This is a genomic window from Haliscomenobacter sp. (genome assembly GCF_965225875.1).
Lineage (GTDB): Bacteria > Bacteroidota > Bacteroidia > Chitinophagales > Saprospiraceae > Haliscomenobacter.
The window spans coordinates 1972544-1997012 of sequence record NZ_CBDDBS010000003.1 but is presented as its reverse complement, the minus strand read 5'-3'; the positions used below and the strand labels follow the sequence as shown (position 1 = coordinate 1997012).

Annotated in this window: 19 protein-coding genes; 9 read left to right on the top strand and 10 right to left on the bottom strand. The window is 47.6% G+C overall.

Annotation, left to right across the window (positions count from 1 at the left end):
- Positions 1-73 precede the first annotated feature (73 nt).
- From ACO08K_RS28265 to ACO08K_RS28255, 3 genes are all read right to left on the bottom strand, one after another.
- Entirely contained in the window at positions 74-1138 is a 1065-nt protein-coding gene (locus ACO08K_RS28265) for a DUF4249 family protein (RefSeq protein ID WP_421799855.1), read from the bottom strand.
- On the bottom strand, positions 1135-3861 hold the full coding sequence (locus ACO08K_RS28260; protein ID WP_421799854.1) for a TonB-dependent receptor: 2727 nt from the start codon (positions 3859-3861) through the stop codon (positions 1135-1137). Before ACO08K_RS28260 ends, ACO08K_RS28265 begins: the two co-directional genes overlap by 4 nt.
- A 96-nt stretch (positions 3862-3957) precedes the next feature.
- Positions 3958-5523 (bottom strand): T9SS type A sorting domain-containing protein, encoded by a 1566-nt coding sequence (locus ACO08K_RS28255; RefSeq protein ID WP_421799853.1) that lies wholly within the window; start codon positions 5521-5523, stop codon positions 3958-3960.
- Positions 5524-5733: 210 nt separating this feature from the next.
- Between ACO08K_RS28255 and ACO08K_RS28250 the strand changes: the two genes are divergently transcribed.
- The 4 genes from ACO08K_RS28250 to ACO08K_RS28235 all read left to right on the top strand — a co-directional run bounded on the left by ACO08K_RS28250 (position 5734) and on the right by ACO08K_RS28235 (position 10025).
- Positions 5734-6156 (top strand): peptide chain release factor-like protein, encoded by a 423-nt coding sequence (locus tag ACO08K_RS28250; RefSeq protein WP_421799852.1) that lies wholly within the window; start codon positions 5734-5736, stop codon positions 6154-6156.
- A 37-nt stretch (positions 6157-6193) separates the two neighbouring features.
- Positions 6194-7066 (top strand): ChaN family lipoprotein, encoded by an 873-nt coding sequence (locus ACO08K_RS28245; protein ID WP_421799851.1) that lies wholly within the window; start codon positions 6194-6196, stop codon positions 7064-7066.
- Positions 7067-7462, top strand: coding sequence for a c-type cytochrome (locus tag ACO08K_RS28240; RefSeq protein WP_421799850.1), 396 nt, complete (start codon positions 7067-7069; stop codon positions 7460-7462).
- A 187-nt stretch (positions 7463-7649) separates the two neighbouring features.
- Entirely contained in the window at positions 7650-10025 is a 2376-nt protein-coding gene (locus tag ACO08K_RS28235) for a T9SS type B sorting domain-containing protein (RefSeq protein ID WP_421799849.1), read from the top strand.
- A 120-nt stretch (positions 10026-10145) separates the two neighbouring features.
- Here ACO08K_RS28235 and ACO08K_RS28230 read toward each other — a convergent pair whose 3' ends face one another.
- The 6 genes from ACO08K_RS28230 to guaA all read right to left on the bottom strand — a co-directional run bounded on the left by ACO08K_RS28230 (position 10146) and on the right by guaA (position 18330).
- On the bottom strand, positions 10146-12464 hold the full coding sequence (locus tag ACO08K_RS28230) for a TonB-dependent receptor (protein WP_421799848.1): 2319 nt from the start codon (positions 12462-12464) through the stop codon (positions 10146-10148).
- A 104-nt stretch (positions 12465-12568) separates the two neighbouring features.
- On the bottom strand, positions 12569-13186 hold the full coding sequence (locus tag ACO08K_RS28225; RefSeq protein WP_421799847.1) for an L-threonylcarbamoyladenylate synthase: 618 nt from the start codon (positions 13184-13186) through the stop codon (positions 12569-12571).
- Positions 13187-13242: 56 nt separating this feature from the next.
- The gene (locus tag ACO08K_RS28220) at positions 13243-14361 is read right to left on the bottom strand and encodes an Rpn family recombination-promoting nuclease/putative transposase (protein WP_421799846.1); all 1119 of its coding nucleotides are present in this window, start codon (positions 14359-14361) and stop codon (positions 13243-13245) included.
- Positions 14362-14426: 65 nt separating this feature from the next.
- Positions 14427-15056: a TrmH family RNA methyltransferase gene (locus ACO08K_RS28215; RefSeq protein WP_421799845.1), complete on the bottom strand. Its 630-nt coding sequence runs from the start codon at positions 15054-15056 to the stop codon at positions 14427-14429.
- Between the two features lie 177 nt (positions 15057-15233).
- Positions 15234-16835 carry an ABC transporter substrate-binding protein gene (locus tag ACO08K_RS28210; RefSeq protein ID WP_421799844.1) on the bottom strand — a complete coding sequence of 534 codons (1602 nt, stop codon included), beginning with the start codon at positions 16833-16835 and terminating at the stop codon, positions 15234-15236.
- Positions 16792-18330 carry a glutamine-hydrolyzing GMP synthase gene (gene guaA, locus ACO08K_RS28205; protein ID WP_421799843.1) on the bottom strand — a complete coding sequence of 513 codons (1539 nt, stop codon included), beginning with the start codon at positions 18328-18330 and terminating at the stop codon, positions 16792-16794. Before guaA ends, ACO08K_RS28210 begins: the two co-directional genes overlap by 44 nt.
- Before the next feature lie 389 nt (positions 18331-18719).
- Here guaA and ACO08K_RS28200 point away from each other — a divergent pair, with 389 nt between their 5' ends.
- The 5 genes from ACO08K_RS28200 (at position 18720) to ACO08K_RS28180 (ending at position 23149) form a co-directional block, all read left to right on the top strand.
- Positions 18720-19172 (top strand): Hsp20/alpha crystallin family protein, encoded by a 453-nt coding sequence (locus tag ACO08K_RS28200; RefSeq protein ID WP_421799842.1) that lies wholly within the window; start codon positions 18720-18722, stop codon positions 19170-19172.
- 127 nt (positions 19173-19299) lie between these two features.
- Positions 19300-20814 carry a Do family serine endopeptidase gene (locus tag ACO08K_RS28195; protein WP_421799841.1) on the top strand — a complete coding sequence of 505 codons (1515 nt, stop codon included), beginning with the start codon at positions 19300-19302 and terminating at the stop codon, positions 20812-20814.
- Between the two features lie 244 nt (positions 20815-21058).
- Positions 21059-21778 carry a hypothetical protein gene (locus tag ACO08K_RS28190; RefSeq protein ID WP_421799840.1) on the top strand — a complete coding sequence of 240 codons (720 nt, stop codon included), beginning with the start codon at positions 21059-21061 and terminating at the stop codon, positions 21776-21778.
- 69 nt (positions 21779-21847) lie between these two features.
- Positions 21848-22639 (top strand): sterol desaturase family protein, encoded by a 792-nt coding sequence (locus tag ACO08K_RS28185; protein WP_421799839.1) that lies wholly within the window; start codon positions 21848-21850, stop codon positions 22637-22639.
- A gap of 105 nt (positions 22640-22744) precedes the next feature.
- Positions 22745-23149: a hypothetical protein gene (locus tag ACO08K_RS28180; RefSeq protein WP_421799838.1), complete on the top strand. Its 405-nt coding sequence runs from the start codon at positions 22745-22747 to the stop codon at positions 23147-23149.
- Between the two features lie 97 nt (positions 23150-23246).
- Here the strand turns inward: ACO08K_RS28180 and ACO08K_RS28175 are convergent, their stop codons facing one another.
- Positions 23247-24380, bottom strand: a complete 1134-nt coding sequence (locus ACO08K_RS28175; RefSeq protein ID WP_421799837.1) for a leucine-rich repeat domain-containing protein — start codon at positions 24378-24380, stop codon at positions 23247-23249.
- Between the last annotated feature and the right edge of the window lie 89 nt (positions 24381-24469).

Below are 24469 nucleotides of genomic sequence, written 5' to 3'. Positions count from 1 at the left end.
CACACCTTTCGTCGCGCCGTCGCGTCGTCGCGGTTACAAAAAATAAGCAGCGAAGCTGCCAACTAAAAAGGACTCATTCAATCCAGAAATTAGGTTTAATCAAAGTGCTCCCCGTGCTCAGCAAACAATTGTCGCAAATGGTCGGGCCAATCCGCGGCTGAGGCGGTTGTGGGCAATACTTGGTCGGCGTCCCCACCTGCTCCGGGCGGATGTACAAGCGCAGGGTGTCCTGAGCCGTAGCATAAAAATAGCCATATACTTCCTCCTCCGCATTTTTGCTGCGCAGGTTGCTGACAATTTTCGCCGCAGGCTCCTCAAACATACTGCCATTGCGTTCAGCCAGGGTTTTGACCTGGTTCCAATAATTGAAAGCGGTGGGACTCAAGGATTCTTGTAAAACGGTGAGATAAAACCCTTCGGCGAAGCGGTGATCCAAACGCACATCCGCCAAATAAAAAGTATCCAGCCGCTCCAATTGGAAGCCCGGGCCGTCGTAAATGAACACTTTGTCGACCCGCTGCGGCTCGTAGTTGTAGCAAACCTTGGGGATGTTGTCGCTCAGGCGGTACACTGCATTGAGTTCCCAGCGCAGCCTGGCTTTGTCAGGGCTACTGCCAGCTTTTAGTTTGCTATTGACCCAAAAGCTCAGGTAAGTAGCGGTGCTGAGAAAGCCTTTTTTATCCGGCAAGGTCAAATCCTGAATCGTATAATTGGTCTTTTCCAGTTCGGGAACGGGCAGGAGGGGCTCAAATTCCGACTCGTATTGGCGGCCATCCAACAGGCTCACCTTGATGCGGTAATTTTGACCGGCCTGGACTTTAAAACCACCTTGATCGGCGGCTATACTGGCGCGGTATAACTTGGCTGAATTGACTTCGGGCAATTCAATACTTTTTCCATCAGCTTGCTCCAAAGTGACCCTCGCCGAGCTAATGTGGATAGCCGTTTCGGAGCCATCGACTTCACCGACCCTTTGGACACTCACTTCAACCAGTGAAGGTGCACCCAGGACCAGGCGCCCCTGAATGATCACGGCTTTGGTATCGAAGCGCTGATTTTTTAACTCAATTTCATCCAAACAACTGCTCAATAGCAGGCTCAAGCCGCACAAAATTGGGATATAGTGGAATTTTTTCATAAGGTTTCAAAATTGAAGGTGACCGAAGGGAATACACTGCCCAAAATGGCTAGTCGATTGGCTTGCGCCGCCGTGAAGGGTGTTTGGGTGAAATACACCGAAAAGGCGTTTTTGCGAGCGTACACATTGTACAGCGAAATGGTCCAACTGGTCTTAAATTTGTTGTTTTTGCGGTGATCCTTGCCAATGGTATAAGCCAGGTCCATGCGGTGGTAATCGGGAATGCGCAGGGCGTTGCGCTCAGAGTAAATGGGTACTGGAACCCCCAGCTGGGTGCGGTAGCCCCCTTGAGGAGCGGTGGTAGGCCGCCCGGTGCCATAGGTGAAGTTCAGTGTCACGGTATGGCGTTGGTTGTATTGGTAGTTGAGCACCAGCGAAAGGTCGTGGGGTTTGTCGAAATTGCTGAGGTACCATTTTCCTCGGCTGATTCCTTCAATTTTCCGTTCGGTGCGCGACAGGGTATAACTGAGCATGCCGTGCACCAGACCCCGATTTTTGCGCAAACTCAGCTCCATGCCATAAGCCCGTCCCTTACCCTTGAGGAGTTCGGTTTCCAGGTGCTCGTTGACGTTGAGTTCAGCAAAATCCCGGTAGTCGAAGAGGGCATCGATGGCTCGTCCGTATATTTCGATGGAACTTTCCCAGAGGTTGTCTTCGAAATTTTGGAAATAACCCAGCGCCACGTTGTGCGAACGGGTGGGCTCAATATAGGCGGTACTCAATTGATACTGGCTGGTGGGGGTAGGGGAGTCGGAGTTAAAAATCTGGTTGATGAATTGGGCGGTGCGGCTGTAGCCTAATTTGACCGAAACAGCAGGACTGAAACGGTACCGGGCCGACACACGGGGCTCCAAACTGCTGTACGTGGCAATGGTTTTACCTTTGCCGTACACCGTGGTATCGATCAGGTTCAACAAACTTGGGATCTCGTTTTGGTATTCAAACACCGTTTTGGGCCCCAGGAACTGGTAAAAACCCAGGCGCAAACCACCCGATATTTGTAAGGCCGAAGAGACACTCCATTCGGCATTTAAAAACGCGGCCGACTCCAGGCCCCGCTCTTTTTCCAAACTTTTGGCAAAAACCTGCGACAAGTCATTCAGTGGCCGACGAGCGCCCGGTAAACTTTGGTACAAAATGGCCGATACACCTGCATCCAGTTGTAAACCCGCTTTAGGCTGCAGGCTCAGTTGTTCTTTGAGGCTCAAAAAACCAATGTTGTTGTCCAGTTGGGAAGCGTCCAGGCCAGAATAATCGTACTGGGTGCTTTTGTATTGGCTAAGGGTAGCGGCAAATTTGGAATAGAATTTTTGGGAAAAAATTTGCTTCAAAGTGGCTTGTCCGGTGGTGGTTTGGTAGTCAAATCCAAAGTTATCACCGTAAATGAATTTGTCCTTGGCGGCATATCCGGCCAGGATCAGGGTGTTTTTGTCGCTCAATTTATGGGTGTAACGCAAATTAGCGTCGTAGAAAAAGGCAGAACTGTTGCGCACATCCACATCCCGTACGGTTTGTAAAATCCAGTCTGAGTAAGAAGAGCGAAACCCGGCAATAAAGGAAGCCTTTTTGGGGATCACTGGCCCTTCCACCGCAATGCGGCTACTCAGCGGACCAACTCCACCCTTGATGCGGAATTGCTCAAAATTGCCGTCGCGCATTTCCACATCGAGCACCGAGGCCAGTCGGCCACCAAATTGGGCTGGTATGATGCTTTTGTACAAAGTAACCCGGCTGATCAAGTCGGAATTGAAGGAACTGAAAAAGCCCAGGGCGTGTGAGGAATTAAAAATGATGCCTTCATCCTGCAATACCAGGTTCTGATCTACCTCTCCGCCGCGCACGTTAAAGCCCGTAGCACCTTCCCCAATGGAGCTAACTCCGGGGGCAAGCAGGAGACTTTTGATCACATCCGCTTCACCCATAAAGGCGGGGAGTTTGTTGATGCTGCGCACATCCAGTTGGGTAGCCCCAATTTGTACGTTTTCGACGTTGGCATCTACGGCACGGGCGCCCACCACCACCTCATCGAGGTTAACTGCGGCACTTTCCATGCTCAGGGTGATGTTGCCATCGCTGAACACCTGGATGTCCTGAACCACTTCGGCGTTGCCTACGTATTGCACCAGCAGTTGGTGTTTGCCTACCGGGAGCTCCAGGTCAAAGCGGCCGTTTTCGTCACTTACACTGCCTTTATCAAGTTTGAGTACCCTTACTGTTGCACCAACGACGGGCGATTTATCTTTTTGTTGCTGGATCAGGCCACTTATTTTCGCTTTTCCGGAGGCTTTTAACTGCCGCACGTCGCCAATTTGCAGCAGGTTGGGCACCGGAGTACTCACAGCATTGGCATTCAACCCTGTTTCCAAAGCCTGGTAATAATCGGCATTAAAACCTTCGTTGACCAGTTCCAGGGGAGCAATGACCACGCCATAATTGCGGTAGCGAAAAAATCCCAGTTTGCTTTCATTCAAAAGCTGCTGCAACGCACTTTCCAACGCCAGGTCCTGAACCTGTAGCGAAAATTTCCCCTTAGGCAATTCATCAGCGCGGTAATAAAAGTGGAGGGGGTATTGTTTTTCCAGGGATTGGAAAATGTCGGGCAGCGTTTGATCCACCAATTGAGCACTGATCCGCAGGGGCGGAGCCTGGTTTTGTGCATACAAATGGACAGTGCTCCCGATCCAGTACAAGATCAGGAGACCCAGTAAAATGTGTTTATTCATACTATCCGTAGCGGGTTAGAAGTCCGTTGGCTTAAAGATAGCAGAAATTGGAAATTTGGGAATAAGGGAACAGGAGTTTGTCATTGACTAGACGGATTATATTTTGATTACTTTGCTCATGCCTCGCTGCTGCTCATTGGACAGACTCAGTCCGTACACACCACGGGGCAGTTTTTCGAGGAATTGTTCAATGACCTGTACCGACTCAAGGCTGGACCAACGTTGGAGCACTTTTCCCTGAAAATCATACACTATGGCTTGATCTGGCACAAAATCGGCAGGTAGGCGAAGGTGCATGGTGTTGCTGGATGGGTTGGGGTAGAGGCTGAAATGCACTGTTTCCAGAGCAGTGGTGTGGGTACTCAATTGGGGCTTCAGGTACACTTTGAACAAACGATTGGAAGCTGAACTGGGGGTGATGTTTGGAATCACCGCTTTGATCCCACCAAAAATATATCCCGCCAAAGTTCGCCCGGCCAGGGCATCCAGTTTGATTACGCCATTGTCATATTGTGGTGCCAGGGCATTGATGACCCATTTGGCATTTGAGCCCAGGAGTTCATCAAATTGCTGGGGCAAAACCTGTTCCTCGCTGCGACCATTGGCCTGGCGGATGAACACGGAAATGTCTTTGATAAAAGGCATGTTGCTGTCTTCTACCAGCTTTTTTTGACTGCTGTTGTAAAAATGTTTGCTGATTCCACCAAAAAACACTGAATACATGCTGCGTTGCTGGCTATCAAAAATGGGTAAGATGGGGCAAGTGTATTGGCACATCACTTGTTCATAACTGGAATCGATGCGGATTTTATCGGTCTGGATGTAAATGGGATTCAGGTATGGCAGATCGGCATCAGGTTTGAATACCCCACCATAATAAGTTAGCGCTTTGTTCCCTTCCGGGGTGATGATGGGGGCCAAATTGCCATCGCGGCGGTGGTATTCGGCATGAGCCTGAGCGCTATAATCCACAATGCTCAAGGTGGTACCGTTGTCCTGGATGCGGAATCGACGGATTTCGCTGGTGTAGGTTTGCACCACCTCGGTGCGTTCTTTGGAGTACAGTCCGCTAAAATTGTGACCCCCAACGAGGTAAATCCAGTCACCTAACTCGTGCATCTCCGCACCACATACCCGTAGTCGCTCGTCTTTCAGGAGCCGAAAGGAGTTGCGCACATCCCCTTTTCCGTCCACTATGGCCTTGACCAGAGCGTCGAGGTCTACCGCTACCAGATTGGGGAAGGTGATGAAGTTTTGATCCGAACTGCGCTGCCCATAGCCACCAACAATGTAGAGGTATTGGCCGTGTTGGACAAACTGCGGGTTGCTTACCCGCAAGGCATCGGCCAGATCACTATTGAAGGTGCTGAGTTTTTGCTCCCAAATTTTGCCATTGTCGGGTCGCATGATCCAGATTTTATCATTGGCACTGGCATTGGGAAATCCGGTGAAGGGAAAAAAGCCATGCAAGCCATTGCTGCGCCCAGCCATCATGATCCAGTATCCCGACCATTCTCCAAAGGCAAAAGAGTGTAAGCCTGGCCAGTCTTTGTAGGTGATTTCCTCCATTTCGAGACTGAAGGGCACTTTGCTTTGGGTAAAAGCAGAGGTGTAGAGTCCAAAAACAACAAGAAGAAATCCGAGGTAGGTCAATGTTTTCATAGGTAAATCAATTAGGTGTTGTTTGTTGAATGCGAAGGTAATAGGAGCGAGGCTCTAGCTTTTTTTTATTCAACCAATGGTGGGAATGCTTCAACCAATGGTGCGATAAAAAAATAAGTGCTCCTTTTCCCCCACCACAACGGTGTTTTTTTTTATTGATCAGAAACTTTTTACCTTGTCCTTGCTGTTCTAGCAGCTCAAAATACAATCATGAATACCCAGCAGATTCAGAAAGAGCTCAAGTTTCGTACCTCCCGCAGTTCCGGCAGCGGCGGGCAAAACGTGAATAAAGTAGAAACCCGGGTAGAAGCCCTCTTCGAGATCGATACATCAGAAGGTCTGGACGGAGAAGAAAAAGCCACCCTGCGCCAAAAGTTGGCCAATCGCATCAGTAAGGAAGGCCTGTTGAGCACCAGTTCTCAGGAAAGCCGCCTGCAACAAAGCAATCGGGACAAGGCCATCAAAAAAATAATACTGCTCATCGAGGCAGCACTAGAGCCAGAACCAGAACGTGAAGAAGTGCCCGAACGCCTGGTAGCCGACCCGAAAAAGCGCAAAAAGGCCAAATCCGTACAAAGCGACAAAAAAGCGGGACGCAAAAAAATAATTCTCCCGCCAAAAGAGGAAGATTAGGCCAAAACTAACTAAGTTTCTGGCTTAATAAACCAACATGAAACCAATCCTAAGCGTTTTTATCCTCATGCTGACTACCTTGGTAGCAACAGCACAGGACAAACAAGCCTACCGCGTTTTTGACAGCAAAGGCAAAGAAACCGATTACGGACAATTGCTCAAACAAAGCAAAAAAGCCGACGTGGTCTTTTTTGGCGAGCAACACAACAATCCCATTTCCCACTGGCTGCAAATTGAACTGGCTCAGGATCTGGAAAAAGAAACCAGTGGTAAACTGATCATGGGGGCCGAAATGTTTGAACGCGACAACCAGGCCATCCTCAACGAGTACCTGGCTGGCCAGATCAGTAGCAAAAACTTTGAAGACGAAGCCCGCCTTTGGGACAATTATGCCACCGATTACAAACCTCTGGTGGAATTGGCCAAAAGTAAAAAACTGCCTTTTATTGCTACCAATGTACCCCGGCGCTACGCCAATATGGTGTACAAACAAGGCCTGGAATCGCTCAATCCGCTGACCAGCGAAGCGAAATCCTGGATTGCTCCCCTGCCCATTGAAGTCGATATGAACTTACCTTCTTATCAGGCCATGATCAAAATGATGGGCGGCCACGGTGGTACTGCAGCTTCCGACAACCTGATCAAATCTCAGGCGGTAAAAGATGCCACCATGGGGTATTTTATTGCCCAGAACTTAAAGAAGGGTCATGTGTTCTTACACTTTAACGGCTCTTATCACTCCGATCTGAAAGAGGGTACGGTGTGGTACCTGCGCAAATTTGCAGGAGGCAAAGACGTGGTCAACATCGCCACGGTTGAACAGGATAACATCGAGAAACTGGACCAGGAAAACCTGGGGAAGGCCGATTTTATCATCTGTGTGCCAGCCAAAATGACCAAAACTTACTAAATGCAACGTTTCCTTTTGATTGCCCTGTTTTTTGTAATGATGCTGGTATGGGCTTGCCAGAGTAACCCCTACCAACAAGGCGAAATCATGTACGGTACTTATTGCGCCAATTGCCACATGGAGGATGGTACAGGGCTGCGTGGGCGCATCCCACCCCTGGTCAAATCCGACTATCTAAAAAAGCACCCGGATGAAATTGCCTGCATCATTCGCTATGGCAAAACAGGCGAAATAACGGTGAATGGTAAAACGTACAGTGAAGCCATGCCCGGCGAGCGCAAGCTCACCGATTTTGAAATTGCCAACATCATCAATTACATCCATCAGGCCTGGGGAAATGATTATGGGTTCGTTAAGGTACAAACTGTGCAAAAGGCGCTGGAAAAATGTAAATAATCGTCAGGTGTATTACATCGGTACGATCAATAAAATCATGCTTTCACCGTTGTTTTTGGGTAAAAGGTCGTATTTTCCGACCCGACAAACTGTGGTGTTTTCTTAAGTGGTCCTTCTCCCGGTCCCTGAGCGAAGTCGAAGGGCGGGAGAAGGGCCATTTAAGAAAACACCCACCAAACCATTATTTATGAAGAATTGGTTGATTACACTTCTTTGCTTTTGCTTCTTTGCCCTTACATTAGGTCAACTCAATGCCCAGATTGGCCGGATCAAAATCCAGCCCGACCTAGACACAACCTATGTTTGCCCCGATAGCAGCATAACCCTGGAAGTCAAGGGCGGCTTCAATTACAGCTGGAGCCCTGCCAATATCCTGAATCGTACCAACGGGAATATCGTCATTGCCAAACCTACCGCCAATACCCGTGTTTTTGTAGAAGGTTTTGTCAATGGCCAGTTGCGCCGGGACACCATCACCCTAATCGTCGTGCGCCCTCAAATTCAGCTGGTTGCTTTAACCAACACTTCGGTTTGTCGGGGAACTCCGGTTGTATTGCGGGCTGTAACCAATACCAATGGCCAGGGCGTCACCTGGGATCCAGTTGACGGCCTCAACAACCCCAATGCCGGGACGGTGATTGCCTTACCTGAAAACATCACCACTTATCGGGCTGAATTAAATGTCACCGGGTGCAAGGCCGATGCAACAATCACAGTGAACATCGCTCAGCAAAAAATTGACATCACCAACGGCGATACAGTCAAAGTATGTAAGGGTGCCAATCGGGTTACCCTCGGTGCTACAACCAACACCGGATTAGCTACTGGGGTTACCTGGACCGCCAAAGACAAAAGCATCACTCGAACGAATGTGCTTAGCCTGCAGGTTGAACCCAAGGTCACCACTACCTATTATGCCACTTTGGTAGCTGCACCTTGTACTATTATCGATTCAGTTGTAGTCAAAGTGGACTCCCTGCCCAAGTTGACCATCACCATCGATCCTAAAAAAGAGGCCTACTGCTTTGGTGAAATCATTACCCTCAAGTCTGATATCTTCGAAACAGCGGCCTATCCAGATATCGAGCACAAGTGGAGACCCCGCATGCGTGCCAATGGAACAACTCCGGGCTACGACTTCGAAACTCCGGATACCCTCTGGAACATGGTTTTGAATACCATCGATAGTGTGATCCTCATTCGCGATACCCGCAACAATGGTTGCCGCGATAGTGCTGCTATTTTTGTGCCGGTTATCAAACCCAAAAATATTGTGATTACCCCCGAACCAGCTGAGGTTTGCCCGGGAGGAACGGTTAAGTTGAATGCCCAATTTGAAGGCAAATTTGATAAAATTACCTGGACTCCAGCAACGGGCCTTTCTTGCACCGATTGTAAAGACCCTGTGGCTGCGCCTGGTAATACAACCACAACTTACAGCATCAAAGTGGAGGAAAAAGACTGCCCGAGCAATGCCAGTAAAACGGTCACCGTTTTGCCCGCTCCAGCCATCTTGTTCCCCAATTTGCGTACCATTTGCCTGGGTGGTACCATACAACTCAATGGCGCCAGTCAACAGGGGGTAACTTATCAGTGGACCCAAGGGGGGAACAATGTTTCTACCAATCCTCTTTTCGCTGTAAGTCCAACAAGCACCACCACCTATCGCCTGGAAGCGACCAGCAATCGCAATTGTAAAAATTCGGGGGATATCACCATCAGTGTGGTGCCAACGGTCAACAACGTCGACATCAATGGCGTAACCGTTTGTGCCACTGATCGAAACCGCACTCCTTTAAGCATTCGGGTGAATCAATCTCCAGGAACCGTTCCGGCGCTGTTTGAGACCTACAACTGGCAAATAGGTGGTGTGACAGCATCTTCTGGAACTACCTTAAGCATCAACAACCTGGCACAAACTGCTTTGGTAAGTGTCACTTATACTTATGGTGTAGTAGGGGGCGCCACTTGCGGCCGATTGACAGACACTGCTACGGTCAAAGTCATTCAGATGCCTACCGAAAACGGTATTTTCTTTACGCCGGATTCAGTAGCTGGCCGGGGTGCTCAGGAGGGAGATCCGCTACTCGCTGGGATTCGCCTGATCCAGACCCAGCCTCCTACAGCGATCACCTACAATTGGACCATCAACGGAGCCAATCCGGGAAACAATACGAACCCTACCATTTCAGCAGTAGCTTCTCCAACCGAGATGACCTTCAAGGTAGTGGTAACTGGCCCAAATTCTTGTTCAGTAAGCGACGAAATTACCATCTCGGTAGAACCAGCCCAGGTGATGATTCCCAATGCATTTAGCCCGAACGGAGATGGCGCGAATGACCGTTTCCGCCCAATCACCTCCAACAAAAACATCCGCCTCACCGAGATGAAAGTATACAGCCGTTGGGGGAAACTGATGTACAGCGGGAACAACATCAATGGTTGGGATGGCAACGTGGGAGGCAAACCTGCTCCCGTAGATACTTACGTGTACAATATGGTCTTTGAATTCCCTGGAGGAAGGAAAGAGGTACGCAGTGGGGATGTGGCACTATTGCGCTAAACCAATGCTAAGGTGATTCCTGAGGTGTCTTCGGTTCCTTAGGTGGTGAAAAATTTATCCTGCTTCGCAGGGTGTTCTACTTTTCACCACCTAAGGAACCGAAGACACTTTAGAGGCACCTTAGAATCGCACTGCGGCTGCCAAGCTTGGCAAAAACGGCAATTGATTTACTCGCCTATTCGTTATCCGATCCACATAAAATACGTTTTCGCGGTTGTAAACATTCGTTACACTGGCGGTGATTTCCAGAGCCGCGTAACGAGAGAACTTGGCCGTATATTTTAATGATGCATCCAGGCGGTGAAACCAGGACAAACGCCCAGCATTGATATCGTCTGCAAGCAAAATCCCGAGCGGAAAATTACCCGTCAAAATATTGGTTTGTAACAAATTACTATAAGGATTGTCTTGATAAAAACCTCTGGTTTGGGTAAAAGGAAAACCTGAACCGATGTTCCAGCGGGCACTTGCTTCCCATTGTTTTTGCCCACCAAAGTGATAAGTGCTCAATAAGTTGATGTTGTGTCGACGGTCAAAAACCGGCGGATATTCCTGAATACCATCGTTGCGATTCACTTTGGCGTAGGAGTAGGTGGCCCAATGGTACCAGTTGCCTCGACTGTACCGTAGCGTAAAATCAATCCCATAAGCCTCGCCTGTTTCGGTGACATAGTTGGGATCTTGCGCGTTGAGTTTGTTGCGGTTGATGTTGATCAGTTGGGTGAATTGTTTCCAATAGGGTTCTACATTAAACTCCAGGTATTGGCCCAAGTCAATTTCCATCCCAACTACTGCGTGCCAGGCTTTTTGCAAGCGGTGGTCAACCGGAGTGCGTGAATTGGGTTTGAACAAACTCTCCTCCGGTCCAGCCAAAAAGCCTACAAAAAAATTGACGACATCCAGATCATTTACGGTACTGACCAGGTTTTGGGCGTACACCCCACCAGCAGCTTTAAAGCGCAAAAAATCGGTAGCATTGTACTTCAAACCCAGGCGTGGTTCCAGAGACATCCGCGACTGCGAAGCGTAATAATGAACCCGAAAACCCGGCTCCAGCACCAGGTTCTTCAATTCCTGCCGATACTTGGCGTACCCAGCCAATTCACTGGTGAAATCTTCCTGAGCAAAACTCAACCCCACCAGATTCCTAAAGCGGAAATCGGTGTTGAATCCTACAAATTCAAAACCATAAGTGACTTGATTGTGGTTGCCATAATACGTGAAGTTGAGGTTGGCGTTGTAGGTGCTGATGCCACTTTGGCGGGGCGCGCCATCTTTTTCCAACAAGGAAATATTGTAGTTGCTAAAACCCACTGTACCGTTGAGCACCACATTGGAGTTGTTGGGAATCAGGGTGAAATTGCCTCCGCCGCCAGTCGAGGTCCAATCCAGTTTAGCCAGCCCGGCAAAATTGAACTGGTCTCTGAAATTGAAACCAAAGAGATCCAATTTGCTACCATTTTCGGCATTAAAAGACAACTTGCCGTACAAGTCGGTATATCGAAAAGGCAGGCTTTTGGCCACACTCAAGCTAGTGTCTTTTTGGGCAAAAGAATAATAATTGCTGTCTACGGCGTAGCTGTACAAAGAGCGCGAAGTTTGATCAATCAAGGCATGTTTGCCTGTAAACAGAAAGGATATGCTGTTGCCGTTTTCGTTTTTTAAGGGTTTAATCGGCCCTTCAATCAGCGCCTTGGCCTGAAAGGGACTGGCCGAAACCAGACCACTCAAACGCTTGCGGTTGCCTTCGCGGGTTTTGATGTCAACTACGGCCGAAATTCTGCCACCGTATTCAGCATTGTAACCCCCGGTGTACACATCCATGTTGCGGATGGTTTCGGTTTCAAAAACGGAGAACAAACCAATAGAATGGAATGGATTATAAATGATCATGCCATCGAGCAGCATCTTGTTTTGTACGGGTGAGCCGCCGCGAATGTACAATTGCCCACCTTGGTCGCCAGAGCTGACCACACCAGGAATCACTGTCAGGTATTGAGCCACATCGGCCTCGCCACCAGTGGAGGGGAGACTGCGGATTTGTTTGGACGACACACTCAGTTTGGAAATCTGAATTTGCGATCGGGCCTGGGAACGCCTTCCTGAAATGTCGACCTCCTCCAATTGAATGGCCGCAGGTTTGAGTAAAAAACGTTGGTAGTTGATAGAGCCCGCCGCGAGTTCTCGTTCGAACGAGGCGTTTTCGTAACCCAGATAGGAAATGTTGATTTGGTATTTACCCGGACTAAGGTTGGCAATGCTAAAAAAACCATTGGGGTCGGTGATTGCCCCCTGACCCGGATTATTGGCTATACTGATGACGGCATAGCCAATGGGGTTACCCGTTTCTTCATCGTACACGTTGCCCCGCAAGGTTGCATTTTGTGCAACAAGCCAGGTGTTGATCAGGAACAGGAGGGGCAATAGAAATTTCTTCATGACAAATGAGATTTAACGCAGCGAAGTTAAACTTTCTGTCTGTGCCAAATACTTGCCATGCCTAATTTTGTCGGCAAACAACAAGAGAATCCACTATGTGTTGATTAGGAAAACTCTAACATACCTGCGCCTAATCGCAGTACGACTGGCTTTTCCTGGGTGCAGTCGACTACTGTTGAAGGGGTGTTGCCACCATTTCCACTATCGATGACGATGTCGACCAGCTTCTGGAAATCTTCGTAGATGAGTTCGGGATCGGTGAAGTACTCCAGGATTTCATCGTCTGATTTAAGGGAGGTGGTCAAAATTGGACGGCCCAAACCTTCCACCAATTGCATCGGGATATTGTGGTCAGGAACCCGGATGCCGATGGTTTTTTTGCGGTTGCGGAACATCTTGGGCACACTTCCCGCAGCGGGTAAGATGAAGGTAAAAGCACCCGGCAGGTTGCGTTTGAGCAATTTAAAGGTTGGATTGTCAATTTGTTGGGTATATTCCTGAACCTGGCTGATGTCTTTACAAATGATGGCCAACATGGCATCTTTTGGGTCCAGTCGCCGCAAGCGACAGATTTTTTCTACCGCGGCCTGGTTGTTGATGTCACAACCCAAACCATATACAGTGTCCGTTGGATAAATGATGATGCCACCTTCGTTGAGCTTTTCTACTACTTGGCTGATTTTGCGGCCTTCGGGGTTGTCGGGATTGATTTTTAGTAGCATAGTTGTTCTTTTTTTCCAAGATAGTATTTTCTAATTATCGCAATCACTACGTTGGGTTATTCTTCTTCATTTTTTTTGAGAACAAGCGCTTCGATATAAGCTATTTCTCGTTCGGTCATGCTGGCAATTTCAATGATGGGCATTTGAGCCACATTATGCAGGTAAACGATTACATTGTCGAGGCGTAGCCGTTCTTCTTCGGCTTTTTGATGCTCCTCTTCTGCTCGCATACGCTCCTCTTCTGCTCGCATACGCTCCTCTTCTGCTCGCATACGCTCCTCTTCTGCTCGCATACGCTCCTCTTCTGCTCGCATACGCTCCTCTTCTGCTCGCATACGCTCCTCTTCTGCTCGCATACGCTCTTTTGCCAATAACTCCTGGTTTATTTTTAAGCCTTTTTCAATCCCTTCTTCAATCAGCATGTCATAAGTACTCATAATGGTTTCGTTTAATGTTTTTGGCAAAATCTCGATGAAGTGTTGAATTTTCTCTTTGGCAAGTTCCGAGTTTTTTAAAAAATATGCAAGCATTGTAAAGATAAAGGCTCTGGGGCTGCTTATTTCATCCAGGTTGATGAAAATCAGGCGTGGATTTTGCAAGACAAAATCTGGTTCCCAAATGTGCTTCATCATCAAAAATGCATTGGTCAACAAGCTTTTGCCCAAGCTCAGAATCTCCTCATCACTCATGGCTGTAACATGTGTGAAGTGATAGTCAAAACTAGGCAAATAAGGCAGCAAACCTGTTGGAATTTGTTCCGAAAAATAGGTAGATAAATCCCTTTTTACCCAATTATCTTCTCCATGATAAATAATTGTCGGCACAAAAGGAGTTAAGGTCACTTTTTGTTTTATCTGCTCTTCCCAGGCATCCAGCATGTAGCGCAACAATTGAAAATGAGGATATTTCTCAGGACTACTTTTGTGTTCAAAAAGGATGGAGATACAAATTTTCAGCTCACTATTTTTCAATGGGCATTCATACACTACATCAGTAAAAAATTCTCGTAAAGTTGGCGAAACGTATGACCCATTAACCCTATTGAGTTTCTTTAAGTCAAGTAATTGTAACAATGCCGGTGAAAGCATTTTTTGCAAATATTCCCTGGCTACTTTCACTCGACTAAAAGTAGCCTTGAAAAATTCATCATGAGGTTTTGAGGGCTTTTTGGGCATTAGGCATTTTAAATCAAAAATAATGTTTTATTTTGTTTTTTAAATAAATTTATGAAATTATTTTTTTATTTCGCCATTTTCCAAGCCTCATCTGCATCGTCTTGTCTCCTAATATACTCCTCAAATAATAAACTTTGTTGCTCTGGAGAAGCTGGATTCCCAGATCCATATTTCCCCGCCACCATCCGTTGCCGATAGGCCTCATACAAGGATACAGCACAAGCAACGGATACATTTAAACTCTGCGCCATGCCCACTTGTGGGATGATAAAATTGCCATCTGCATGGCTTAGCGCCAGTTCAGAAATGCCTTCTGCTTCGTTGCCAAAGAGCAAAGCTACAGATTGCGCCAAATCCAACTCATACAGCGACTTGGCGTTGTGTGCCAGGTGGGTGGCGTAGACCTGTGCATAATTGCGCCGCACGTGTTCCATGCAGGCTTCCACTTCACGGTAAAGGTAAACATCGATCCATTTGCGGGAACCCGCCGAACTGCGTTTGCCCAATTCCAGTTTGTGGTTTTGAAGGCCAGGGCGGGTATACAGTACAAAAATCTCCCGGATCCCTACTGAATCACAAGAGCGCAGTACCGCACCAATGTTATGGGGATCATCTACGTTTTCCAGTATTACAGTGAGGTCAAGCTGGCGATTTTGGACGAGGTTACGGATTTTTTGCTCGCGGGATGGCTCCATGCACTTTGGTCTTTAGTAGTGTGAAGAATTGGACCAAAGCGACATTTTATTAGCACAAAGGACACAAAGGGAGGCACAAAGGGCACAAAGTTAGAGGTTGACAACGCTTTACTCTGTGTTCTTTGTGCCTCCCTTTGTGTCCTTTGTGCTAAATTAATGCCGCTTTGACAATCGTGATCATCGGGGTGCTGTTGGCAATGGCTTAAACTGATACCCCGCAAACTCCAAAATATGTACAAAGCGATTCTCATACCGCTGGGTGGGCGAATATTGCTCTGCACCAAAAGGCGCATTGTTAACGATTCGGCTAAAGTTGAAACCCGTGTGTAGTCCAATCCCCTGATTGCGTTCCAGGTTGTCACTAACTTTGGGGCCAAAATTGGCCAACAAACGCCCAAAGTAGATCATTTGATCATAGCCCGCATAAGCTTCAGTGTTAGGGATGGCGGCATACCGATTGAAGAATTCCTTTTTGAAGTTCACCACTTCCGGCGACTGCTCATCCACGTAAGCTACCTGGCTGACGCGTACCTGGCATTGCTCGTACAGGTCAAACTCCATGTGTTCAAAATCTACCCATTGAGGCATCCCATATACCACCACTTTTTGCCCTGCTGCTTTTGCCGCTTTGACGGCGCGTAGCAAATAAAATATGTAGGTTTCATCAGCCCAGGACGGTGCGATGATGGCCGCTTGAGCTTTGTTTTGGATATAGGGCCTCAGGTTGAGGTTATTGTACGCCTCTGTGGGCAGAAAGTACTCCTGAACGGGGGCATTGCCCATCGCCCGTTTGGGCTCATAAGCCTTGCGCAGGTATTCCAGGCAGTTTTGTTCACCCACAACATTGCGGGTAACAATTACAATTTCCTCAGGCCGGAATTCACTTAGGGCATGATTCAACAAGGCCCGGCAGTGAGACTCCAAACTGGGATTCATCTGGATGTAATTCGGGTTATTCTGGGTTAAGGTACCCACAGCGCTATAAGGTGACACCATGGGTTTGTTGTTCCGCTTGGCGTATTCGGCAGTAATACGGATGTCGTCGCGACGGTAAGGGCCGATCAACAGGTGGGCATTTTGTATTTCTGGCTGACGCAACAAACGATACATTTCCAGGGTATCTGCTTTGGTGTCCAACACGCTTACATTCAGGCGAATGCCCTCCTGATCCAGGACGCTGAGGGCCATTTTAAGGCCACCATAATATTGCAAGGCCCATTCACTCACCGAGTTATTCCCAATAGTGGAGTTGGCTACTCCACTCATGAACGGCAGCAAAACCGCAACATTATAGGATACGGGGTTTGTGTACTGCCCAGGCCGATTGACTGGTGAACTTGGATTGGGACTGGTAGAAGGCACCCCAGGAATGACGGGCACGGCACCCCGATCCGTGTTGGAATTGGGCAATCGTACCGCATCGGAAGTTATTGGCCCGGTAGGACCAGCCGAGTCCTTCCAGCGGATGGTATCGATGCGTTCTTGTGGCTTGGTTTGTACGGTAACCCAGCCTTTAACCGGGTCATAAACACTCACGCTTCCAGCGGTGCCGGGTTTATTTTGATTGGGGGTAGCACTGTACTCTGTTGGTATGTCTTTAGGGGTGGACCCTGTACTGTTGGAACTGGCTGGTTTGAAAAAGCTACAGCTCAGCAAAGAAAATGCAGTGCTGAGCCCCAACAACGTAAATAGTCCACTGCGCCGGAGGGCACTGTGCTGGCCCCGGAATCGAGGCTTATTCCCACTCAATGGTAGCAGGTGGTTTGGTACTGATGTCATAAACTACCCGATTGATGCCTTTAACATTGTTGATGATTTCACTCGACACTTTAGCCAGAAACTCGTAGGGCAAATGGCTCCATTCGGCAGTCATCCCGTCTACTGAGTTTACGGCGCGTAAGGCAACGGCTTGCTCGTAAGTTCGTTCGTCACCCATTACTCCAACGGATTGGATGGGCAACAATATTGTTCCGGCTTGCCAAACTTGGTCGTAGAGACCAAATTTACGCAGGTTATCGATATAAATGGCATCTGCCTCCTGTAAGAGTTTAACTTTTTCGGCGCTGACTTCACCCAGGATGCGAATTCCAAGTCCAGGACCGGGGAAAGGATGGCGTTTCAGGATGTTTTCGGGGATGGCCAATTCTTTGCCTACCCGCCGCACTTCGTCCTTGAACAACATGCGCAGCGGCTCGACAATTTTGAGCCCCATTTTTTCAGGCAAACCACCAACGTTGTGGTGCGATTTGATGGTCACGGAGGGCCCGTGAACCGAGACTGATTCGATAACGTCGGGATAAATGGTGCCTTGCCCCAACCAGGTCACCCCCGGATGTTTGGCCGCTTCGGCTTCGAAGACCTCAATAAACAAACGACCGATGACCTTGCGCTTGGCTTCGGGATTGGTGACCCCTTTCAGTTCTTCGTAGAAAAGATTTTTGGCATCAACTCCGTGGATGTTCAAGCCAAGGTGTTTGTAATCCTCTAAAACCTGATCGTATTCTCCTTTGCGGAGCAAACCATTGTCTACAAAAAAACAAATCAAATTGTCGCCAATGGCGTGGTCCAGCAAAGTGGCTGCGACGGTAGAATCAACCCCGCCAGATAGAGCCATCAACACCTTATCTGTGCCAATTTTCTCTTTGAGTTCAGCTACAGTATGTTCCACAAAAGACTTAGGTGTCCACTCGCCGTGACAACCAGCAATATCTACTACAAAGTTGCGCAGCAAGGTGGCCCCATCCAAACTATGGGTTACCTCCGGGTGAAACTGGATGCAATAAACAGGTGCATCAAATGCTCCATCTTTGGCTTTGAAAGCTGCCACATCGACACTTTCGGTACCAGCCAGTAACTCAAATTGCTCGGGTATTGCCATGATGGTATCCCCGTGCGACATCCAGACTTGTGAATCGAGGGGAACATCCTTTAAAAAGGCATCGGATTTAAATAGCCGGTGCAATTTGGCTTTGCCGTATTCCCGTTTTTCAGAGCGTTGCACCTGCCCACCGTAATATTGAGCAATGTACTGTGCGCCATAACAAACACCCAACACAGGCTTTTTGCCTACGATAGGTCCCAGGTCAATTTTAAGCGCATTTTCGTCGCTGACGGAAAAAGGGCTACCGGATAGGATAACCGCTTTGTAGGAGTCGTCGAGAGTAGGCACCTTGTTAAAAGGCACAATTTCGCTATACACATTCAATTCCCGGATGCGACGGGCGATCAATTGGGTGTATTGTGAGCCAAAGTCGAGGATGAGGATCTTTTCCATGGCGCAAAAGTATTCAAAAGTTGAAGAGTTGAAAAATTGAATCAGCGAAAAGTTTAAAAACAAGGTATGGGCGATAAAAAATAAGTGCTCATTTTGCCGGAGGATTAGATAAGTAAACGTTTCATTTCAAGTGCCTTATCTAATCTTCTGGCTCAGGAAAAATGAGCACTTATTTTTGCTCCCCTAGATAGGTGTCATTTTGACATCCTAAAATGTCATTTTTTCAATTTTTAGGTCAATTTGACTTTTGAAAAAAAAATTGGCATTGGAATTGTAAAATGCTAAAATGTGCGAACGGCACAATGGTTTCATAAAACCACTTCTTTCACTGATTGTCGATTTATTTATTCACTTAAACAAATTGTCAAACTTTTAAAAAGGAGGTTATTATGGCACTTGTGAAAAGCAATTTCCCTGCGTTTCCTACCTTCCCTCGTCTTTTTGACGACTTCTTTACCCGCGATTTGTTCGACTTCAACAATCGCAGCAATTCATTAACCCACACCACCATCCCGTCGGTCAACATTGTGGAAAACAATGAAGGCTTTGCAGTTGAAATGGCTGCTCCTGGAATGGACAAAGCTGATTTTAACATCCAGTTGAACAATGAGGTGTTGACCATTTCCTCCCAAAAGGAATGGAAGCAAGAGATGAAAGACAATGAGCGCTACACCCGCCACGAGTTCAGCTACCAAGCCTTCGAACGTTCATTCCATTTGCCTAAAACGGTGGTGGATGAGTCCAAAATCAAAGCAGAGTACAACAATGGTATTTTGCGGGTTTTGATTCCCAAAAAAGAAGAAGCCAAAGCGCTTCCTCCACGCACCATTGTTGTGCAATAGTCTTTTGGTTTAATTGATTCAAGCAAAAGCAGTGGCTGCAGCAGTTCAGCCACTGCGCTTTGCTGAAACTGAATGCACCCACTTTTTTCAAACCAATTTTAAGTTTGTTTTAAAACTGGAAGAGAACATGAAAAAGATCCTGATCTTCTCCGGATTGCTCTCACTGGCAGTGACAGGCACCACTCTGGGGATTTATTCCCTGTTCCAAAATCAGCGTGCCATTAAAATTGAACACATCAACAGTACACCTGCGGCCAAGGCCGTGTACACCCTCAACGACAAAGGGGAGGTCATTCCCCTCGACTTTACCCAAACCGCTTCAAAAGTGATGGATGCAGTGGTGCACATCAAGTCCACCCAGGTGCATGCCAGTGCTCAGCGCAATGTCCCCAACCCTTTTGGCCAGCTGCCTGAGGGTGATTTGTTCAAAGACTTTTTTGGTGAACGCTTTTATTTTGGCCCCGGCGAATCGCCTCAACAGCGCCGCAACCCACAATTGCAAGTAGGAACGGGTAGCGGGGTGATCATCAGCCCGGACGGCTACATCGTTACGAACAACCACGTCATTGCTGATGCGGATGACCTGGAGGTTACCTTGCACGACAATCGCACCTATAAAGCAAGCGTAGTGGGGACAGACCCTAGTACAGATTTGGCCCTGATCCAAATCAAAGAAAAGAACCTGCCCGTTTTACCACTGGTCAATTCCGATGAGGTGAAAGTGGGCGAATGGGTCATGGCGGTAGGTAATCCATTTAACCTAACTTCTACGGTTACTGCGGGTATCGTTAGTGCCAAAGGGCGCAACATCAACATTTTGAAAGAACAGTTTGCTGTAGAAAGCTTCATTCAAACCGATGCAGCAATTAACCCTGGCAACAGCGGAGGTGCCTTGGTAAATCTCGAAGGCGCTTTGATTGGCATCAATACGGCCATCGCCAGCCCAACGGGTGCTTACTCGGGTTACGGTTTTGCTGTGCCCAGCAATATTGTCAACAAAGTGGTTGAAGACCTTTTGCGTTTCGGTACCGTGCAACGCGGCGTCCTAGGTGTAATGATCCGCACTGTAGATGGCAACCTGAAAAAAGAAAAGAATCTGGAAACTGCCGCTGGAGCCTATGTGGATAGTTTGATGGAAAAAAGTGCTGCTGGAGCTGCCGGCATCAAACCGGGTGACGTAATCGTAGCCGTGAATGAACAAAAGGTGCAAAGTTCGCCGGAATTGCAGGAGGCCATTGCCCGCCATCGCCCGGGTGATGTGGTCAACATTAAGGTGAACCGCAAAGGCCAGGAGAAAGAATTCAAAGTGACCCTCAACAACCGCAAGGGTGGAACTGCTCTGGTGCGCCAGGAAAATCAGAATGTATTGGATGCATTGGGGGCCGACTTTGAAACCCTTGACCCTAAAGTGGCCAAAAAACTGGAGATCCCCGGCGGAGTTAAAGTAAAAAACCTGAGCGTAGGCAAGCTGCGCAAAAATACCGATATGCGCGAAGGCTTCATCATCACCAAGGTGGATGGCCAGAGTGTCAGTAATGTGGAAGATTTGACCCGTATCCTCAGCAAAAAGAAAGGGGGAGTTATGCTGGAAGGGGTGTATGAAGATTTGCCAGGGGAATATTATTACGCTTTTGGTTTGTAGCAAACCTGCATTACGTAGGTGCTTGAACAGGGTGCCTCTTTCTCCAAAATCAGGTTAATTGGTTTCATTTGTAATGGCCGTTCAGGCGTACATTTTTCGGCAGAAAAGTGTACGCCTGAACTTGTTTACCTTTCATTGAAATATTCCCACCGTTGGTTGAATCTTTTTGCAATCCCCTGCCAAGCCGCCGTTCTTTGACTCATCAAACAACAAACAACATCTTTTACATCAAAAAACACCCATCATGCAATCCAAAAATTTTGTTTACGGCTTGGTACTCTTCGTTTTTGCTGGAATAAGTACTGCCTGTGAAAAAAACCAAGAGGATCAACTCAGCACCGAAATGGATGCAACAACTGCGGCGATTGTAGCAGAATTATCCAGCACCCTGACCCAGGATTTAGCCAAAATTGCGACCCAATCTGCACAAGGACAATTGCTAACACGCGGCGTATGCGGAGCTACTCAGGATACCACTTTTTCCAATGCTATCGCTCAGGGCAATTTCAGCAAAACGAGCAGCCTGAACCTCCAATGGACACTCAATTGCAACCAACTCAAAGTACCTGTTTCGGCCAAGGTAGTAGCAGCCGGAAGTGGAAACCTGGACAGCAAGGTTCTTAGCTCAAGTAGTGAAAGCGACGGCGATTTTACCTTGAGCGGGTTGGCCAAATCGGCGAGCACCTATCAGTTGGATGGTACCTTCATTCAAATGGCCAAGCCAGTCTCCAAGGTGCGGAATGAAACTCATTTTTATTCCCAAATCGATGCCACGGTTAGTAAGCTAAGTGTAAGCAAAACGAGCACCCCGACCATCACGGGGGGAACGGTTACTTTCAAGGTACAAACTGGCCAACTGCGCGAACAAGCCCAATTCCTGGTAGAAGGCAGCATTGTTTTTAAAGGCAACAAACAAGCCACCCTGACGGTGAATGGCAAAACCTATGAGATCGACCTCAATTAATTCAAAGGGATTCTGGAGGTTCGGGTAAATTAATCGAACCTCTGGACTTCGCAACTCAAACTCAATATGATGCAATACCTCATTGAACAATTTGGCCTACTCCCCGGCTGGTTGTTGGGATCACTGGCCATTTTTTTGCGCTATCTGGTGTTTGCGGGCACTGCTTTTTTGATCTTCTACGTGTTGTTCAAACGACGTTTTTTTATCAAAAAAATCCAGCAAACCTACCCCAAAACCCAACATTTGCTCAATGAGCTATCGCACTCGATTGCAACGGCATTTGTGTGGGCAACGATCGGAATCGGCATTTATTGGCTGCGCAAAAACGGGTATACCCACATCTATCTAACGCTGAATGAATACGGCTGGGCCTACCTGGTTTTTTCGTTCTGGTTTCTGGTGTTTTTGCACGACACCTATTTTTACTGGATGCACCGTTGGATGCATCACCCCCGCTTGTTTCCGATTTTGCACCGGGTGCACCATTTGTCCTGGAACCCAACGCCTCTGGCTTCTTTGTCTTTCCACCCCTTGGAAGCGATTTTGGAAATTGGGGTGGTACCAATGATTGTGCTGGTGATGCCTTTTCACCCACTGGTACTGTTTTTGTTTGCGACCTGGTCTTTGTTGTTCAATGTAATGGGGCATTTGGGCTACGAAATTGCGCCCAAGGGTTTTGTGGATCACCCTTTTTGGAAGTGGTTCAACACCCCCACCCACCACAACATGCACCACGCCAAAATACACTACAATTTTGGCCTGTATTTCAATATCTGGGATCGCCTGATGGGCACAAACCACCCGGAATATGAAAATACGTTCAACCAGATTAAGAATCGGGTTGAGGAGTTGAGGGATTGAGAAGTTTAGGCTACCGCAAGCGACTTAGACAAAGGATGGTCAAAATCGCTCGCGGTAGCCTAAACTTCTCAACTTCTCAACTCCTCAACCTTAAACGCCATCCACATGAAATCCCTAATGATCCTGCTACTCAGTCTGCTCGGCACCTTTGCCCTGAGCGCTCAATCCCAACAAAACAAAACGGAGAGCCCATTCGGTACGCCAGCGGAGCGAGCCAAATTGCAAACCGAAAAAATGAAAGTGGCCTTGCCTCTGCGAGCCGATCAAATCGATAAGATCCACGCCCTCAACCTCAAATATGCCCAAATCATGCAAAAAGAGGTTTTCGATCAGGGGGCTTCCCAATGGACCATGTACACCAAGGGCAGTGAGATCAACAAGCGCAAGGAGAAGGAATTAAAACCCATGCTCAGTGAAGCCCAACTTAAAAATTATGAAAAACTAAAGGCGGAGATGCGCAAGCAGATGCTAAGCGGGGATAGGCCAGATAGTTTGGATGATTTTAAGTGAGTGTAAACGTATTTTTTGCCACAAAGGCACTAAGACCCAAAATAAGAACTATCAACTATTTTGCTTAAGGTCTTAGCGCCTTTGTGGTATCCTAATTTTAATAAAAAAACACCGCCGTTTTAGGCAGTCGCTTTAGGATTTGTTTTTGTTGCTCCTTGGTAAATAACACTCCGTCCAGGTAGAGTAGGGTGAGCTTTTTTAACCCAAAAATGCTCTCCGGTATTTCCTTCAGCTGATTGCCCGAAAGGGACAACTCTTCCAGTTCCGACAAGTTGCCTATTTCTTTGGGGATACGCTCCAATTTGCAAAAAGCCAGGTTCAGTTTTTTGAGTTTTTTGCATTGTTGAATGGCCGGGGACAAGGATTTGAGCTGGATGTGCATACAATTCAGCTCCTCCAAATGAGTCAGTTCAAAAATCTCGGTGGGTAAATCGTAGCCATCCATGTAATCCATCGAAAGCAGCACATTTTCCTGTTCTAGAAAGGTGGTAAAAGATTCAAAATACAAGGCAGTTGAATCCCTGCCATAGAGTTGCAGCCATTCCTTCCAAAGGCCTTTATAAGACATATCGCGCTTGGCACTGCGTTTGATCGATTTTCCGGCTTGAACCAATTGAGCTAGCCGTTTGAAATCCAGCTGATCTTTGACCGGATTGTACACTTCGCGCACCAATTCCTTCATGGTGCCTTCATTCCAATCAAACCATTCGGCGTCAGGCGCATTCACCCCAATGTCGTGATCCATCGAAATAATGTAAGGCACGGAGGTACGACCATCAATTTTGAGCGAACCATCATTCCCCCCTCCAAGGATCACGTATTTGATGTCGGCAGTGCCGGTTACGCGTTGGTGGGAGTTGCCACAATAGAAAAAGGGCGCTTCCAGATTGCCCAAAACCAATAAGTCGGGTACACCGCCCGTCAAGGAAATGAGTGAATCCACTTGCAGGTTGCCATTGATGATCAAAATATGGCACAGTTTACCCCATTCGGTATCCAGCAAATTGGTCATCTGGATGTCCTTGCCCTCGATCAGGGCCACCTTTACTTTGGCGGGTTTGCCATGCAATTCCATGGTGCCCAGGCGTTCCCCAATTTTGAAACGTTGTTCAGCTTCCGCTCCAGTGATCAATGATGCTTTTCCACCACTAAAGACGGGCCATTTGGTTTGAGCAGGGGCCTGGCAGCCCAAAACTAGCATCAGAATAAAACTAAAAAATAAAAATCTCATAGGTATAAAGGTTTTAAAAGATGTGTAAACAGCGACTTTTTTGTTCCATATTAAAAAAAAAAGTAAAAAACTTTTTCCATAACGAGATT